The sequence below is a fragment of the Flavobacterium succinicans genome (genome assembly GCF_001662485.1).
Lineage (GTDB): Bacteria > Bacteroidota > Bacteroidia > Flavobacteriales > Flavobacteriaceae > Flavobacterium > Flavobacterium succinicans_A.
In genome coordinates, this window is record NZ_JMTM01000017.1 from 380,924 (window position 1) to 395,342 (window position 14,419).

General features: G+C 34.5%; 14 protein-coding genes. 12 read left to right on the forward strand and 2 right to left on the reverse strand.

Features of this window, described 5'->3' with window-relative positions; translation table 11 throughout:
- The first annotated feature begins 281 nt into the window (after positions 1-281).
- The 12 genes from FLB_RS03850 (at position 282) to FLB_RS03905 (ending at position 11,792) form a co-directional block, all read left to right on the forward strand.
- Positions 282-2,471: a glutamine synthetase III gene (locus FLB_RS03850; RefSeq protein WP_064714634.1), complete on the forward strand. Its 2,190-nt coding sequence runs from the start codon at positions 282-284 to the stop codon at positions 2,469-2,471.
- 347 nt (positions 2,472-2,818) lie between these two features.
- Positions 2,819-3,664, forward strand: a complete 846-nt coding sequence (locus FLB_RS03855) for a hypothetical protein (protein WP_064714635.1) — start codon at positions 2,819-2,821, stop codon at positions 3,662-3,664.
- Between the two features lie 65 nt (positions 3,665-3,729).
- Positions 3,730-4,248 (forward strand): hypothetical protein, encoded by a 519-nt coding sequence (locus tag FLB_RS03860; RefSeq protein ID WP_064714636.1) that lies wholly within the window; start codon positions 3,730-3,732, stop codon positions 4,246-4,248.
- Between the two features lie 2 nt (positions 4,249-4,250).
- Positions 4,251-4,667: a hypothetical protein gene (locus FLB_RS03865; RefSeq protein ID WP_064714637.1), complete on the forward strand. Its 417-nt coding sequence runs from the start codon at positions 4,251-4,253 to the stop codon at positions 4,665-4,667.
- 23 nt (positions 4,668-4,690) lie between these two features.
- Positions 4,691-4,990, forward strand: coding sequence for a CsgE family curli-type amyloid fiber assembly protein (locus tag FLB_RS03870; RefSeq protein ID WP_064714638.1), 300 nt, complete (start codon positions 4,691-4,693; stop codon positions 4,988-4,990).
- A gap of 12 nt (positions 4,991-5,002) precedes the next feature.
- Positions 5,003-5,407 carry a curli production assembly/transport component CsgF gene (locus FLB_RS03875; RefSeq protein ID WP_064714639.1) on the forward strand — a complete coding sequence of 135 codons (405 nt, stop codon included), beginning with the start codon at positions 5,003-5,005 and terminating at the stop codon, positions 5,405-5,407.
- 1 nt (position 5,408) lies between these two features.
- Positions 5,409-6,782, forward strand: coding sequence for a CsgG/HfaB family protein (locus FLB_RS03880; protein WP_064714640.1), 1,374 nt, complete (start codon positions 5,409-5,411; stop codon positions 6,780-6,782).
- A 45-nt stretch (positions 6,783-6,827) separates the two neighbouring features.
- Complete coding sequence (locus tag FLB_RS03885) at positions 6,828-8,309, forward strand: carboxypeptidase regulatory-like domain-containing protein (RefSeq protein WP_064714641.1); 1,482 nt, start codon at positions 6,828-6,830, stop codon at positions 8,307-8,309.
- 141 nt (positions 8,310-8,450) lie between these two features.
- A complete protein-coding gene (locus FLB_RS03890; protein ID WP_064714642.1) occupies positions 8,451-9,629 on the forward strand; it encodes an AIR synthase related protein in 1,179 nt (392 codons plus the stop codon).
- A gap of 128 nt (positions 9,630-9,757) precedes the next feature.
- Positions 9,758-10,114, forward strand: coding sequence for a hypothetical protein (locus FLB_RS03895; protein ID WP_024981137.1), 357 nt, complete (start codon positions 9,758-9,760; stop codon positions 10,112-10,114).
- Between the two features lie 401 nt (positions 10,115-10,515).
- A complete protein-coding gene (locus FLB_RS03900; RefSeq protein ID WP_064714643.1) occupies positions 10,516-11,112 on the forward strand; it encodes a GNAT family N-acetyltransferase in 597 nt (198 codons plus the stop codon).
- A gap of 239 nt (positions 11,113-11,351) precedes the next feature.
- Entirely contained in the window at positions 11,352-11,792 is a 441-nt protein-coding gene (locus FLB_RS03905; protein ID WP_064714644.1) for a hypothetical protein, read from the forward strand.
- A 202-nt stretch (positions 11,793-11,994) separates the two neighbouring features.
- Here the strand turns inward: FLB_RS03905 and FLB_RS03910 are convergent, their stop codons facing one another.
- Both FLB_RS03910 and FLB_RS03915 read right to left on the reverse strand, forming a co-directional pair.
- Entirely contained in the window at positions 11,995-13,209 is a 1,215-nt protein-coding gene (locus FLB_RS03910; RefSeq protein ID WP_064714645.1) for a peptidylprolyl isomerase, read from the reverse strand.
- Between the two features lie 94 nt (positions 13,210-13,303).
- Entirely contained in the window at positions 13,304-14,410 is a 1,107-nt protein-coding gene (locus FLB_RS03915) for a peptidylprolyl isomerase (RefSeq protein ID WP_064714646.1), read from the reverse strand.
- Between the last annotated feature and the right edge of the window lie 9 nt (positions 14,411-14,419).

The following is a 14,419-nucleotide window of genomic DNA, read 5'->3' on the forward strand; positions in this document are numbered from 1 at the left end:
AATTGTTACAAATGTAGTTGTTGGTTTTAGATTAGTGAAATTTTTTGATTAAAAGTTATTTGCAAGTCACTAAAGATTTAATAACAGGGAATTTAATTCTTGAAGGTAAGAAATAAAAGAGCTTTAAAATTATCAACTTGTTATTATTTGGGGGTTAAAATGAGAAATGTTTAAAATTTAATTTGCACCCCTTAAAATGTATAGGTAAAATTTCATTAAACTGATAATTCTTTTATATTTGCACAAAATAATAGGGGTTTAATAAATAAAAATAATCTTTTATGTCTACATTACGTTTTCAAGCTTTAAGAGAAGCATCTACAAGAAAGCCAGTTAAATTTGAAGAATCAGATAGAAAATCATCTCTTTTTGGTTCAAATGTGTTTAATGATAAAGCCATGAAGCAATATTTGACTTCAGACGCTTATAAAGCAGTTAAAGGAGCTGTTTTGCACGGAACCAAAATTGATAGAAAGATTGCTGACTATATCGCAATGGGTATGAAAGAGTGGGCTTTGTCTAAAGGCGTTACGCATTATACTCACTGGTTTCAGCCCTTAACAGGTACAACTGCTGAGAAACACGATGCTTTTTTTGAAACATCTTATGATGGAAGCGATCCAGTAGAAAAATTTGGTGGCGCACAATTGGTGCAACAAGAACCAGATGCCTCAAGTTTTCCAAATGGAGGAATTAGAAATACTTTTGAAGCAAGAGGTTATACGGCATGGGATCCTACTTCTCCAGCGTTTATTTATGGTACAACTTTATGTATCCCTACTATCTTTATTTCTTATACAGGAGAAGCTTTAGATAACAAAATTCCATTGTTAAGAGCTTTGTCAGCCATGGATGAAGCTGCTACTGAAGTATGTAAATATTTTGATAAAAACGTAAAGAAAGTTACCGCTACTCTAGGATGGGAACAAGAATATTTCTTAATCGATAAATCTTTAGCAAATTCTCGTCCTGACTTGATGATGACTGGTAGAACTTTATTAGGTCATACCTCTGCAAAAGGACAACAATTAGATGATCATTATTTTGGTTCTATTCCATCTCGTGCTTTAATGTATATGAGAGATTTGGAACAAGAATGTATGCTACTAGGAATTCCTGTAAAAACACGTCATAATGAGGTAGCGCCAAACCAATTTGAGTTAGCACCTATTTTTGAAGAAACAAACTTAGCTGTAGATCATAACTGTTTGTTAATGGATGTGATGGGTAAAGTCGCAGAAAGACATGACTTAACGGTTTTGTTACACGAAAAACCATTCAAAGGCGTAAATGGTTCAGGGAAGCATAACAACTGGTCATTAGCAACAGATACTGGGGTTAACTTGTTGAGTCCAAGTAAAACACCTATGAGCAACTTACAATTTTTAACTTTCTTTGTAAATACAATCAAAGCCGTTAATGATTATGAAGAATTATTAAGAGCTTCTATCGCTACTGCTAGTAATGATCATAGATTAGGGGCTAATGAGGCACCACCAGCAATTATTTCGGTATTTATTGGTGAGCAATTAACAAAAGTATTAGCTGAGTTAGAAGGTGTAACCGCTGGAAAATTATCTCCTGAAGAAAAAACTGACTTAAAATTGAACGTTGTTGGCAAAATTCCAGACGTACTTTTGGATAATACGGATAGAAACAGAACTTCTCCATTTGCTTTTACTGGGAATAAGTTTGAGTTTAGAGCAGTAGGTTCTTCTGCAAACTGTTCTAATGCAATGACTACTTTGAATGCTATTGTTGCGAAGCAATTGAGAGATTTTAAAGTGGAAGTTGATGCTTTGATCGAAGCAAAAGACATGAAAAAAGATGATGCTATTTTCAATGTATTAAGAGAATATATTAAGCAATCTAAAAAGATTCTTTTTGAAGGAGACGGATACAGCGAAGCGTGGGCTAATGAAGCTGCAAAACGAGGGCTAAGTAATTTCAAAACTACACCTGAAGCATTAAAAGCTAGAGCGTCTAAAAAAGCATTAGATTTATTTGCTGAGTTAGGCATCATGAATCATGTTGAGGTTGAAGCTCGTTATGAAATTGAATTAGAAGAATATACTAAGAAGATTCAAATTGAAGGACGTGTATTAGGTGATATTTCTAAAAATCACGTAATACCAACGGCTATTCGTTACCAAAATACTTTAATAGAGAATGTTAAGGGATTAAAAGATATTTTTGGTTCGGATTATGAAACAGTAGCCAAAGAGCAAATTATTTTGATTAAACAAATTTCTGGTCACATTGAAGGAATCAATTCTAAAGTAGCTTTGATGACAGACGAAAGAAAAGTTGCAAATAACTTGACAGATGCTCAAGAAATGGCTGAAGCTTACTGTAATAAAGTGAAGCCTTACTTTGAAGCGATTCGTAATCACTGTGATAAACTAGAGCTATTGGTAGACAATGAATTATGGACTTTGACTAAATACAGAGAGTTATTGTTTACTAAATAATATACAACTACTACTTACTTTGAAGAGGAACCTAATTTTAGGTTCCTTTTTTTTTGCGTATTTTCTTTCTAATTGTATGTATTTTTTCCTACGTAGTTTTAACTTCAAATTGCAGTTAGTCGGACTACAAACACACTTTATCGAAAAGTTGATTAATAAATTAAAATACGGCAAATTAGTTTTTTGATGTGTCTCTAAACCATACTATCTTTGGCTCAACAAATAAGCAAAGCTTGATTTATTATTAAAGATAAAGCCTGCTTATAACGAAAAAGTGAATGCCCCTAATTACTTTTTTGAAAACCTACATGATAAGTTGTATTAATAACCAATTAAATATATTTATTATGAAAAAAGTAGTTTTAAGCGTCTCAGCGATGCTAGTTTCGGTCTTTGGATTTGCACAAGCAAATACCAGTAATGTTGCTCAGTCTGGGGCAACTCAAACATCAATTGTTACTCAAAATGGAGGGGCTAACTCTTCTGATGTAGATCAATTCGGAGTTAATAACAAATCAGAAGTTTATCAAGGTGTTAAACCAAACACTTACAATGCTAAGGACAACAAGGCAGTTGTGAATCAAGATGGTACAAGCAATTCAGGTTTTATTTCTCAAAGCAACAAAAACAATGAAGCTTACCAAACTCAAACTGGAGCAAGGAATAGTGCTACTATTTGGCAAGATCAAGTGGTAGGATCTGCAACAGCTTTAGGCGGAAATGACAAAGCTTGGCAAACTCAAACAGGAAGAGATAACAAAGCCACTATTGATCAAGGAACTACTGGTAATGATAAACCAACTGGTTCTCCATTTTCTGTTAGTCAAATTGCTGCCGCAAATGGTGTAGCTGTACCTGTAGACCCACACAATAACAATCAAGCTACACAAACACAAGTTGGGGATTTTAATACCGCTTATGCAAGCCAAGGTGGAGTAACTAATAAATCTTATCAAACACAAACTTCTCCTGGAGGTACAATAGCTGCTGATAAAAATGTTTCAAACCATTATCAATATGGTACTTCAAATTTGGCAACGACTTTGCAAAATGGTAAAAAATTGACACAAAACAGCCTTCAAATTGGAGCTAATAACACTTCTTGGGTTTCTCAAACTGGATATGGTCACAGTAGTGTGAACTATCAAAATGGTGCCGGAAATTCAATAACTGTAACTCAAACAGGATTGTAATACCTTTAATGCAAATGAGATAGTCTAATGTTAATTAGACTATCTTTTTTTTTAAATAAATAAAAATGAAAACAAATTTCTTTTGTTTCTTTCTGTTATTATCCACTATTTTATTTGGTCAAGAAAATGAAAAAAGTGGACAATTTAAAAATTATAGTTCTACACTTTTTAATTCAACCGATAATGCATTAAACGTAATTTCTGCTATGAATACTAAAGCTAGCAACGACTTTAGGGGGACTAGTATTAATAGTGTTTTGATTCAACAAATTGGAAATAATAATCAAACATTTACAAATGTAAATGCAAAAAATGTTGAGGTTTCTGTAAACCAAACTGGTACTGGGAATAATCTTATGATTAGCAAAGAAGCTAATTCGGTTAGACAAAATATTGCCCAACAAGGGAGGAATAATTTTATCACGGATTATAGCTCTTTTACTTATAACGCTATTAATATGGAGATTGTTCAAAATGGAGACAATCAAAGTGTTCAAAATTATGGTACCAATTCATTATCTAAAGACATGAAGATTATTCAAACCGGGACAGGATCTTCGGTAATTATATTTAATAAAAATTAAATATGCATAAGTTATATAATTGTTTTATTTATCTGTTGACTTTCTTCATTGGGTTAACTATTGCATATAGTCAGGTTCCTCAAAATGAAATAAAGGCGAAAATTGAATTAGAAACTATAGAAAGTTCAATAAAAGTAACTGGAATGGTTGAAAATTTGACAGCTGTGACCAAAAGCGCCACGTATAAATTATCTGTAATAAAAAATAATGCAAGTACTTCTAATGAAAATCAATCAAACAATGCCCAAGAAGGAGTATTTACATTAAATCCCAGAGAAACTCAAAAACTTTGTGTTACCCAAGTTTCAAGAGGTGAGGAAGATAATATTATAATTTTACTGATTCTATATGATGAAAATAAACAGATTATAGGCAAGGATCGAGTGGTTATAGGTGATGAAAAAAAAAAGAGGATCTAATAATTCCTATTGATGGTTTTGAAATGAAAGGAATAATATTAGATGATACGAAAACTAAGATAGGAAAAGATTTCTATGATAAGTATTATTATAAATATAATGATATTGGAATAAATGCTAACAAAATAGTGACAATAGGTGAGGAATTTAGTTTTGGTAGAAACACTAAAATAATAATTACCGTAAATAATGAAGTTATTTATGAATTTTTATCCAGACCTGAAGATGATTTTATTGAAGCCGTAGCCCAAGAATCAATAGAAGCAACTTATTATTATTTAAAAGAGTTAGAATCGCAAAGCAAATATTTCACACAGTATTAATTTTTTTGTCTTATGAAATTTAATTTACTTCTCATTTTATTACTTACTACTTGTTTTTCACTTACTGCGCAAGATATGGTTTATAAGCCTAAGAATCCTGCCTTTGGAGGTGATACTTTTAATTATCAATGGTTACTTAGTTCAGCTGAAAATCAAAATAAGCATGTTGATAAATCTGTTTCTAACAAAAACAAAACAGAATTAGAACAATTTACGCAAAGTTTAAATTCCCAATTGCTTAGTCAAGTATCTAGATCACTTTTTGCACAGCAATTTGGAACAGATGGAATTTCAGTTGGTTCTTACACATTTGGGAGTTTGGCAGTAGACGTTTATCCTTCTGAAGGAGGTCTAACCGTCAGTATTTTAGATACCAAAACTGGAGAAGAAACTAAAGTGATCATCCCAAAGAAATAATATGAAAAAACACATAAACCTACTTTTTATTTTGTCCTTTGTCTTGAATAGTTGCGGGGCTTATTTTAATCAGCCAACTGGGGTTCAAAAAGCTATTATTGGAGAAAGTACTCCAGCGACTTCCTCACTAAAAAAATTACCGCTGCCTAAGGAGCAAGTTGTGGTAGGTATTTATAAATTTAGAGACCAAACAGGACAATATAAAGACGCTGAAAATGGAACTACCTTTAGTACAGCTGTGACACAAGGCGCAACTTCTATTTTAATCAAAGCACTCGAAGATTCCAAATGGTTCGTTCCTATCGAAAGAGAAAATATAGGAAATTTACTTCAAGAAAGAAATCTGATTCGTTCAACTAGACAAGAGTATGCCAAAAATTCCAATCCTAATGAAACACAAATTTCACCATTATTATATGCAGGAGTTTTGTTAGAAGGAGGAATAATTTCTTATGATTCAAATATCATTACAGGAGGTTTTGGAGCTCGATATTTTGGAGCTGGAGGCTCTGTTAAATATAGACAAGATAGGGTGAGTGTATATCTTCGCATGATATCTACAGCCAATGGCAAAATCTTGAAATCTGTTTATGTTTCTAAAACGATACTCTCTCAAGCAATAGATCAAAGTTTATTTCGATATGTTAACTTCAAAAGATTATTAGAAGTTGAGACAGGATATACTACCAACGAACCCGTTAATATGGCTGTGACCGAAGCAATTGAAAAAGCAGTTGAATCTCTTGTTATTGAAGGGCTTAAAGATGATATTTGGAAAGCTAATGCGCCTCAAAAAGTTGTAGATGATTTAGTTGCAAAATATGATGATGAAAAAGTTGCTGCAGATGATGCCTTGTTGTTTGGAAGAGATCGAAACGAAAAAAGAGGACGTTTTGGAATTGAAGCTAGTGGAGGAGTTACCTATATGGATGGAGATTACACTGATCCCACGGTTAAACCAATGGGAAGGGGAGCACTAAAGTTTTATTTTACCCCTAACTTCTGTATTAGTGCCTCTACAAATGTGTTCAAACTTGGAAATAAGAATAAACTTGATGTGGGTTATGCAACATTAGATGCTAATCTAGAATTTTTGATGCTTCCTTATGATGCCTTGACTCCTTATGTTTTTATTGGGACAGGTACAGGTTTCAATTCAAAATACGAAAATATTCATGCTAAAATCCAATATGGAGGCGGATTAGAATATTTAGTAACAAATAATTTTGGAATAAAATTGTACGGAGAATACAACATGACCTTTTCAGATAAGATTGATTACATCAGTAATGGAGTAAGGGACGATTATTATTGGCGATTTGGATTGGGCATGACCTATTATTTTCCAAAAAAACTAAAGTTAAAAAAACGATAATTCTCATTTTTTGAAAGCAGTTAATATTAGATAATGATTAAATAAATGAAAAAGATATATTTTATAGTAATAATTTGCTTTTCATTGTTTTTAGCTTGTAGCGAAGAGCAAATTGATGATGCAGGCAAGGGAACGGTAAGAGGAAGGGTAGTAGATAAAGTAAAATTTGAACCCATAGCCAATGCAAAAATTACTTCAAGTCCAACTACTAGTACTATTTTTACGGATAAGGATGGATACTTTGTCATTGATGACGTACCTACAGGAGAGTACTCTTTTCAGGCTCAGAAAGACGGGTATTTAGCAAAATTTGAGCCAACCACTGTAACCCTTAATGGAGTGAGTCAAATTGTTTTTGAATTGGATGTGTCAACCGCCAATAATAAGGCGCCAGAAATTCCGATATTAACAGCTCCCTTAGATAATGTCACCAAACAACTTACTACTACAAAATTAATTTGGACAGCAAAAGATATCGATAAAGATCCTTTGACCTATACCGTTACACTAAAAAATGCAACTTCAGATGCCGTAACTACTTTTGCCGATTTGAAAACTGCAAGTTTAGATTTGACTAATTTAAGTTATAACACCAAATATTTTTGGCAAGTTTCTGTTTCTGATGGGATTAATAAGCCAGTAAATAGCGTCACTTTTTCTTTTACAACGTTACCATTTCCAAATGTCAGGTACTTGTTTGTGAAAAAAGTAAATGCTAATAATGCGATTTTTGCTGCTGATGAAGCGGGGAATCAGTTGCAATTAACCCCTTCTGAGATGAATTGTTATCGTCCAAGAAAGAATTTACAAGCCAATAAATTAGCATTTATAAGCTCTGATGGTTCACAAAATCATATTTATACCATGAATACCGATGGTTCATCAATAAAAAAAGTTACCAATACCGTTCCTGTTGCTGGATTTAATATGGAGCATATTGGGTTCAGTTGGGATGCAACAGGCAGTCAATTGATTTACCCTAATTTTGATAAATTATACAAAATTAATGTCGATGGTACCGGACTCACGCAGATTTATCAAACACCAAACGGGAAGTTTATTTCTGAGTGTGTCTGGAGTAATGATGGAAATTCTATTGTACTAAAAGTTAACAACAACATCGGGTATGAGGTGGAAGTATATGTGATTTCTGCGTCTGGAGTTTCACAATATTCTGTTTTAAATGGTATTAGTGGTGCAGTAAGTGGGCTAGACATGACAGTGGACAATAGTAAGATAGTATTTACTCGTGACGTTTCAGGATTTCAAAATTTAGAATACCGCCGTTTGGATTCACGAATTTATATTTTTAATACTGCTTCTAAAGTAATTACTGAACTCAATAGTAATAAGCCAGCAGGATTTAATGATTTGGATGTTCGTTTTTCTCCAAACCAAGCCGAAGTTATTTATGTAAACACGTCAAATGATGGTATATCTTCAAAGAATATTCAAAAAATAAGTATGACAAACGTAGAATCAAGAGTTGTCTTGTTTTCAGGTGCTTCTATGCCTGATTGGAAATAAATACCACTTCATTTTTTCATTTTGTTTTTAAAACCGATACGATTTTAGGATCTATCGGTTTTTTTATATCCAAGTTTGGGTTTAAACCAAGAATTTAAAAAAACTGGTTATCTTTGCACCACATCAACACAAACTAATTTCATGAGTTCAGATACTTCTAAAAGATATGCACAACGCGGTGTTTCGGCATCCAAAGAAGATGTGCATAATGCTATTAAAAATATAGACAAAGGCTTATTTCCACAAGCATTTTGTAAAATTGTACCCGATTACCTTACCCAAGATCCAAATTATTGCTTGATTATGCATGCCGATGGTGCAGGAACCAAATCTTCATTAGCATACATGTATTGGAAAGAAACTGGGGATATTTCTGTTTGGAAAGGCATTGCACAAGATGCATTAATCATGAATATTGATGATTTATTGTGCGTAGGAGCTACTGACAATATTTTACTTTCTTCTACTATCGGAAGGAACAAAAATCTAATTCCTGCCGAGGTGATTTCGGCAATCATTAATGGTACTGAAGAATTAATTCAGGAACTAGCTACTTTTGGAGTAACCATTCATTCTACAGGAGGAGAAACAGCCGATGTAGGCGATTTAGTTCGTACCATCATTGTGGATTCAACGGTTACCGCTCGTATGAAACGTTCCAAAGTAATTGACAACGCCAATATTCAAGCCGGCGATGTTATCGTTGGTTTGGAATCTTTTGGGCAAGCCACTTATGAAAAAGAATACAACGGAGGAATGGGAAGTAACGGATTAACTTCTGCCCGTCACGACGTTTTCGAAAAATACTTAGCAGCCAAATATCCTGAGAGTTTCGATGCCGCTGTTCCTTCAGAATTGATTTATTCTGGTCAAGTAAAATTAACGGATGCTGTTGAAAATTCGCCTATCGATGCGGGTAAATTGGTCTTGTCGCCAACTAGAACTTATGCGCCGATTATAAAGGCAATTTTGGATAAATATTCTGCTAACGAAGTACACGGAATGGTACACTGTAGCGGTGGAGCACAAACTAAAATCTTGCATTTTGTTAATAATTTGCACATCATAAAAGACAATTTGTTCCCAGTACCGCCTTTGTTTAAATTGATTCAAGAACAATCCAAAACGGATTGGAAAGAGATGTATCAAGTATTCAATTGCGGACACCGAATGGAGTTGTACGTGCCAGAAGCTATTGCACAAGACATCATTGCGATTTCAAAATCGTTTAATGTCGATGCGAAAATTGTAGGTAGAGTAGAAGCTGCGGATTCGAAAAAACTAACCATCAACAGCGAATACGGTACTTTCGAATATTAAATTGTTTAAAAGTTTAAAGTTTAAACTTTAAAGTTTAAAATTGTTTAAGGAACTAACGATTCGTATTTTAAACAACCTTAAACTTTAAACAATTATAAACTTTAAATAACCCTAAACCCCTTTTCCCCATGTACGAACTACTTTTTTGGCGCTATCAAGAGGGCATTTACCTCAATCATCATTTGGTTTACGAAGCCTTGGTCGAACAAGAAATCGTTGAGGGTTTAGAAGATTTACCTGTCGAGGTTATTCTCAATCGGTTGAATAGTGTTTTCGCAACTTGGGAAAAAGTAGACGACAGCAGTTGGAAAAACACCAAAGGCAAAGGCGCTTTTCAGGTCAAAACCACGCCGCAAAGCATTCAAATTGACTGCTACGGCACCGATGGGAAAACGATGAACCTATTGGCAGATACGCTCGAAGAGTTTAAATGTCCTGTTTACGATCCGCAAGTTCCCGTTCGTTACGACGAGTTCAATGAATAATTTTTAGGAGCTATTTCCAGCGCTCCGTTACAAGTCCTCACAAAAAAAATGATTTTTCTATATTTTAAAAGGAGCTTCCGTTGGTCGCTCTTTTAGAACAAGAAAAATCAATTTTTTTTGCTCCGGGCTTTCCACTGCGGTCTGGGCTAAGTAGGTCGCTACATAGTTTTGATTATTTTTGATGGTTTTTAAAGTTGATAAAACGTTTAAATTTTTATGACTGTCCGCTATGTGTATCACATTTCAACAATGGAACACGGATGATATGGATTTTTACTGATTTTCAATGATTTGTATATAAAAGATCTGTTTGAGTCTGCGTCATCCGCGTTCCTTTTTTTTATTGGTACAAGTAACGTATAGTCAAGTAAATTTTTATCTTTAAGACTAAATTTGTGATCATGAACTTTAATTTATTCTCCAACGCTATTTTAGAAAATGACCGTGTGCAATTGCGCCCGCTAGAAATGGATGATGTTACTCATTTATTGCCTATTTCTCTACACGAACCCGAAACTTGGGAATTCTCGTTAGTAAAAGCCGATGGTCAGGCCAATCTCGAAAACTATATTCAATTAGCCTTGAAGGCAAAGGAAACCCAGAAAGAATTTCCTTTTATCGTTTATGATAAACAATTGGGCAAATATGCTGGAAGCACTCGCTTTTATGATATCAATATTGAATTCAAAACGCTGCAATTGGGCTACACTTGGTACGGAAAGGATTTTAGAGGAACAGGACTCAACAAGCATTGCAAATATTTGTTGCTTTGTTTTGCTTTCGAGACTTTAGGAATGGAGCGCGTAGAATTTAGAGCCGATGCCAATAACCAACGCAGTATTGCGGCGATGAAACGTATTGGTTGCACGGTAGAAGGTATTTTGCGAAGTCATATGCCTACGCATACTCACGAAAAACGAAGAGATAGTATTATTTTGAGTATTTTGAGGGATGAGTGGTTCGATAAAGTGAAAATGAATTTGGAGCAACAATTGTAATCTCTTTCCAAAAAGGCAGGATGTTTCTCTTTAGCCCTGATTGCAGTGAAAATCCTTTGCTGCCGGGGTTCGGCAGCAAAGATTGTAACGGAAAGCGGGACGATGCTACCTGATAAAGCCTTTTGTATCTGCTCCTGATATAAAATAATGTTTCGATATTATTTTTTGGAATTGGGTGGTTATCCCAAAAAATGGAAATACCTTTGCGCTTTAGTTATACAATTTAAACACACTTTCATATGAAAATAAATTTAAAAAGCGGGATTGAGCAGCTTTTGTTCGGGATGAAACAAAACGATGTGACCGCCATTTATGGTAAACCAGACCGCAATTACAAAGACGAAGATGATAACGTGATTTTGGTGTACAACAAATTGAAAATGCGTTTGACTTTTTATCAAGAAGAAGAGTTGAGATTAGGCTATATCGTAGCTTCGAGTCCAAAATTAGAATTGTTTGGTAATTTGATTATTGATAAACCCATTGCATCGGTTAAAAAAGACTTGGCTGCAAAAGGAATAACCAAATTCACTCAAGAAGAATTTGATACGTTTGAAAATTACTTCAACGAAGACAATTGGTTTATTCTACAAACTGAATTTGAAGAAGTAGTAAAGTTTGAGATTGGCGCGATTATCAATCAAAAAGACGAATTTGACTGGAAATTTGGAAAGAAATAAGCCCTTTCTAAAGCATAAAAAAAACCGATAACATTTTACTTGTTATCGGTTTTTTATTTTGTTACAAAATGAAATTTACATCAAACACTATTTAAATATAGTCCAATCGTGTTTTTGTCGTATCGAGCGCAGTCGAGATATAGTGAGGGTTCTCGACTGCGCTCGAACTGACAAAATGGACTATTTATAGAAGTTATTAGATTTATTTTGTTTCTGGTTTTTTATCCATTATTTCTAATTCGAATACAAGATTAGCATTGGGAGGAATTACTCCGCCAGCGCCTCTTTCGCCATAGCACAAATTGGAGGGCATAATGGCAATCATTTTTTCACCTAAATTCAAAATACCCAAGGCTTCAATAAAACCAGGTATCATGCCTGTTTTTTTGCCAGCTTCGAAAGGAAAAGGTTGGTAGCCGTTTTGAGCTGCGCGGTTCGCATCGAATTTTCCGTAAGCTTTGTTGACGTCCTCGTAGCTGCTGTCAAACAGGTTTCCATCTTCAAAATAACCGGCGTAGTGAAAATAAATCGGAGTTCCATCAGCTGGTTTTACATCGGTTCCTTTTTGGATGATTTGATAGATCAATCCCGAAGGCGTTTTTGTTCCTGACGCTCTAACTGAGGCAATATAATCGGCTTTTGCTTTCATAACGGGACCAAATTTTGCTTCATAGGCTTTTTTCGCTTCGGCTTCTAAAGCGGCTTTTTTCGCTTTGTTTTCAGCATCAATAGCGGCTTGTTTTTTGGCATCTTCTGCTTTATTGGCATAATAGTCTGTGAAAACTTTAGTAGCATTGAATTTTTTAGCCAAAGCACCTTTACGTGTAATGGTAACCTTTGTGATTACATCGTTTTGTTCGATGGCATTTACTACATTCATTCCTTCGGTTACGTGACCAAAAACCGTGTGCTTTCCGTCTAACCAAGGCGTATCTTTATGTGTAATGAAGAATTGGCTGCCGTTGGTTGCGGGACCTGAATTCGCCATAGATAAAATACCGCCTTTGTCGTGTTTCAAATCGGTAAATTCGTCTTTGAATTTATATCCTGGATCTCCAGAACCATTGCCTTCTGGATCACCACCCTGAATCATAAAGTCTTTGATTACTCGGTGGAATTTTAATCCATCATAAAATGGTTTTCCTTTTAGTTTTTCTTTGTTTACATAAGGATTAGTTCCTTCTGCTAAGCTTACAAAATTAGCTACGGTTACCGGAGTTTTTTGAAACTCAAGTGTCAAAACAATGGTTCCTTTATTGGTTTCGATGGTAGCAAATATTCCTTCTCCAGGGGCAACTTTTGTTGGACTAACAGCGGTTTTGGCTGCTGGTTTTTTAGCAGGAGTAGCTATTTTTTTTACTTGTGCATTGATGCTTACTATCCCGAAGAATAACAAAAAAAACAATTTTGATTTCATTTGTGTTGATGGTTTTTTAATTAGTACTTAGTCCTTAGCTGTTAGTAAATAGTACTTAGTAAATAGCTAATCACCAAGTACTATTCACTAAACACTACATTTTCTCTAATAACTCAATTTCGAAAATTATATTGGCATTGGGTGGAATTGGTCCTACACCTTGTGATCCATAACCTAAAGCTGATGGGATGAAAATAGTAGCTTTTTCACCAAATTTTAATTTTTCAATTCCTTCAATAAATCCCGGAATCAAACCATCTTTTTTACCATATTCAAAAGGAATTGGTAGGTATTGTTTGGCTGCGGCACGAGCGGCATCAAATTTTCCAAAGGTTTTTGAAACGCTTTCGATACTGCTATCAAATAAAGTTCCGTTTTCTAAAAATCCAGCATAGTGAATGTACACATTCGCACCAACAGCAGGTTTTTTACCATTGCTTTTTTGAGTGATAACGTATTCTAAACCTGTATTGGTTTTGGTAGCTTTTGCTTTTAAGGCTTTGAAATCGGCTACTTTTTGATCTTGTACAGCTTTGAATTTTGCATTATAAGCGTCTAGTTCAGCTTGAAGTTTTTTCTGATTTTCTGCTTCTACGATGTAGTAATCATGAAATGTTTTTACAGCGTTGAATTTTTTGGCTGCTTCTCCATTTCTGATAATGGTCACTTTTTTCATGTGATCGCCTTGCTTGATTTGGTTGACTACTTCCATTCCGTTACCTACAACGTGACCAAAAACAGTGTGTTTTCCGTCTAACCAAGGCGTATCTAAGTGTGTGATGAAAAATTGGCTGCTGTTGGTTGCAGGCCCATTATTGGCCATCGCCAAAACCCCTCCTTTATCAAAGCGGAGATCGTTAAATTCGTCTTTGAATTTGTAACCTGCATCACCAGATCCTGTCCCTAATGGATCTCCCGTTTGAATCATAAAATCTTCTATGACACGGTGAAATTTTAATCCATCATAATACGGACGGTCTTTTAAATTTGGATTGGTGATAAATTCATTGCTGCCTTCTGCAAGTGTAATAAAACTAGCCACTGTTATTGGTGCTTTTTCGTATTCTAATTGCAAAATAATATCCCCTTTATTGGTTTCAATTTTGGCATATAATCCATCGGGTAAATCGTTTTTTTCTTCATTTTTACAAGAGAAGAATGCTGTTAAGGTCAGTAATCCAAGAATAATTCTTTTTTTCATTTCTAGTGT

Excerpts from the sequence above, each read along its gene's own strand:
- FLB_RS03850 (WP_064714634.1), top strand. The coding sequence starts at position 282 with ATGTCTACATTACGTTTTCAAGCTTTAAGAGAAGCATCTACAAGAAAG.
- FLB_RS03855 (WP_064714635.1), top strand. The coding sequence starts at position 2,819 with ATGAAAAAAGTAGTTTTAAGCGTCTCAGCGATGCTAGTTTCGGTCTTT.
- FLB_RS03860 (WP_064714636.1), top strand. The coding sequence starts at position 3,730 with ATGAAAACAAATTTCTTTTGTTTCTTTCTGTTATTATCCACTATTTTA.
- FLB_RS03865 (WP_064714637.1), top strand. The coding sequence starts at position 4,251 with ATGCATAAGTTATATAATTGTTTTATTTATCTGTTGACTTTCTTCATT.
- FLB_RS03870 (WP_064714638.1), top strand. The coding sequence starts at position 4,691 with ATGAAAGGAATAATATTAGATGATACGAAAACTAAGATAGGAAAAGAT.
- FLB_RS03875 (WP_064714639.1), top strand. The coding sequence starts at position 5,003 with ATGAAATTTAATTTACTTCTCATTTTATTACTTACTACTTGTTTTTCA.
- FLB_RS03880 (WP_064714640.1), top strand. The coding sequence starts at position 5,409 with ATGAAAAAACACATAAACCTACTTTTTATTTTGTCCTTTGTCTTGAAT.
- FLB_RS03885 (WP_064714641.1), top strand. The coding sequence starts at position 6,828 with ATGAAAAAGATATATTTTATAGTAATAATTTGCTTTTCATTGTTTTTA.
- FLB_RS03890 (WP_064714642.1), top strand. The coding sequence starts at position 8,451 with ATGAGTTCAGATACTTCTAAAAGATATGCACAACGCGGTGTTTCGGCA.
- FLB_RS03895 (WP_024981137.1), top strand. The coding sequence starts at position 9,758 with ATGTACGAACTACTTTTTTGGCGCTATCAAGAGGGCATTTACCTCAAT.
- FLB_RS03900 (WP_064714643.1), top strand. The coding sequence starts at position 10,516 with ATGAACTTTAATTTATTCTCCAACGCTATTTTAGAAAATGACCGTGTG.
- FLB_RS03905 (WP_064714644.1), top strand. The coding sequence starts at position 11,352 with ATGAAAATAAATTTAAAAAGCGGGATTGAGCAGCTTTTGTTCGGGATG.
- FLB_RS03910 (WP_064714645.1), bottom strand. The coding sequence starts at position 13,209 with ATGAAATCAAAATTGTTTTTTTTGTTATTCTTCGGGATAGTAAGCATC.
- FLB_RS03915 (WP_064714646.1), bottom strand. The coding sequence starts at position 14,410 with ATGAAAAAAAGAATTATTCTTGGATTACTGACCTTAACAGCATTCTTC.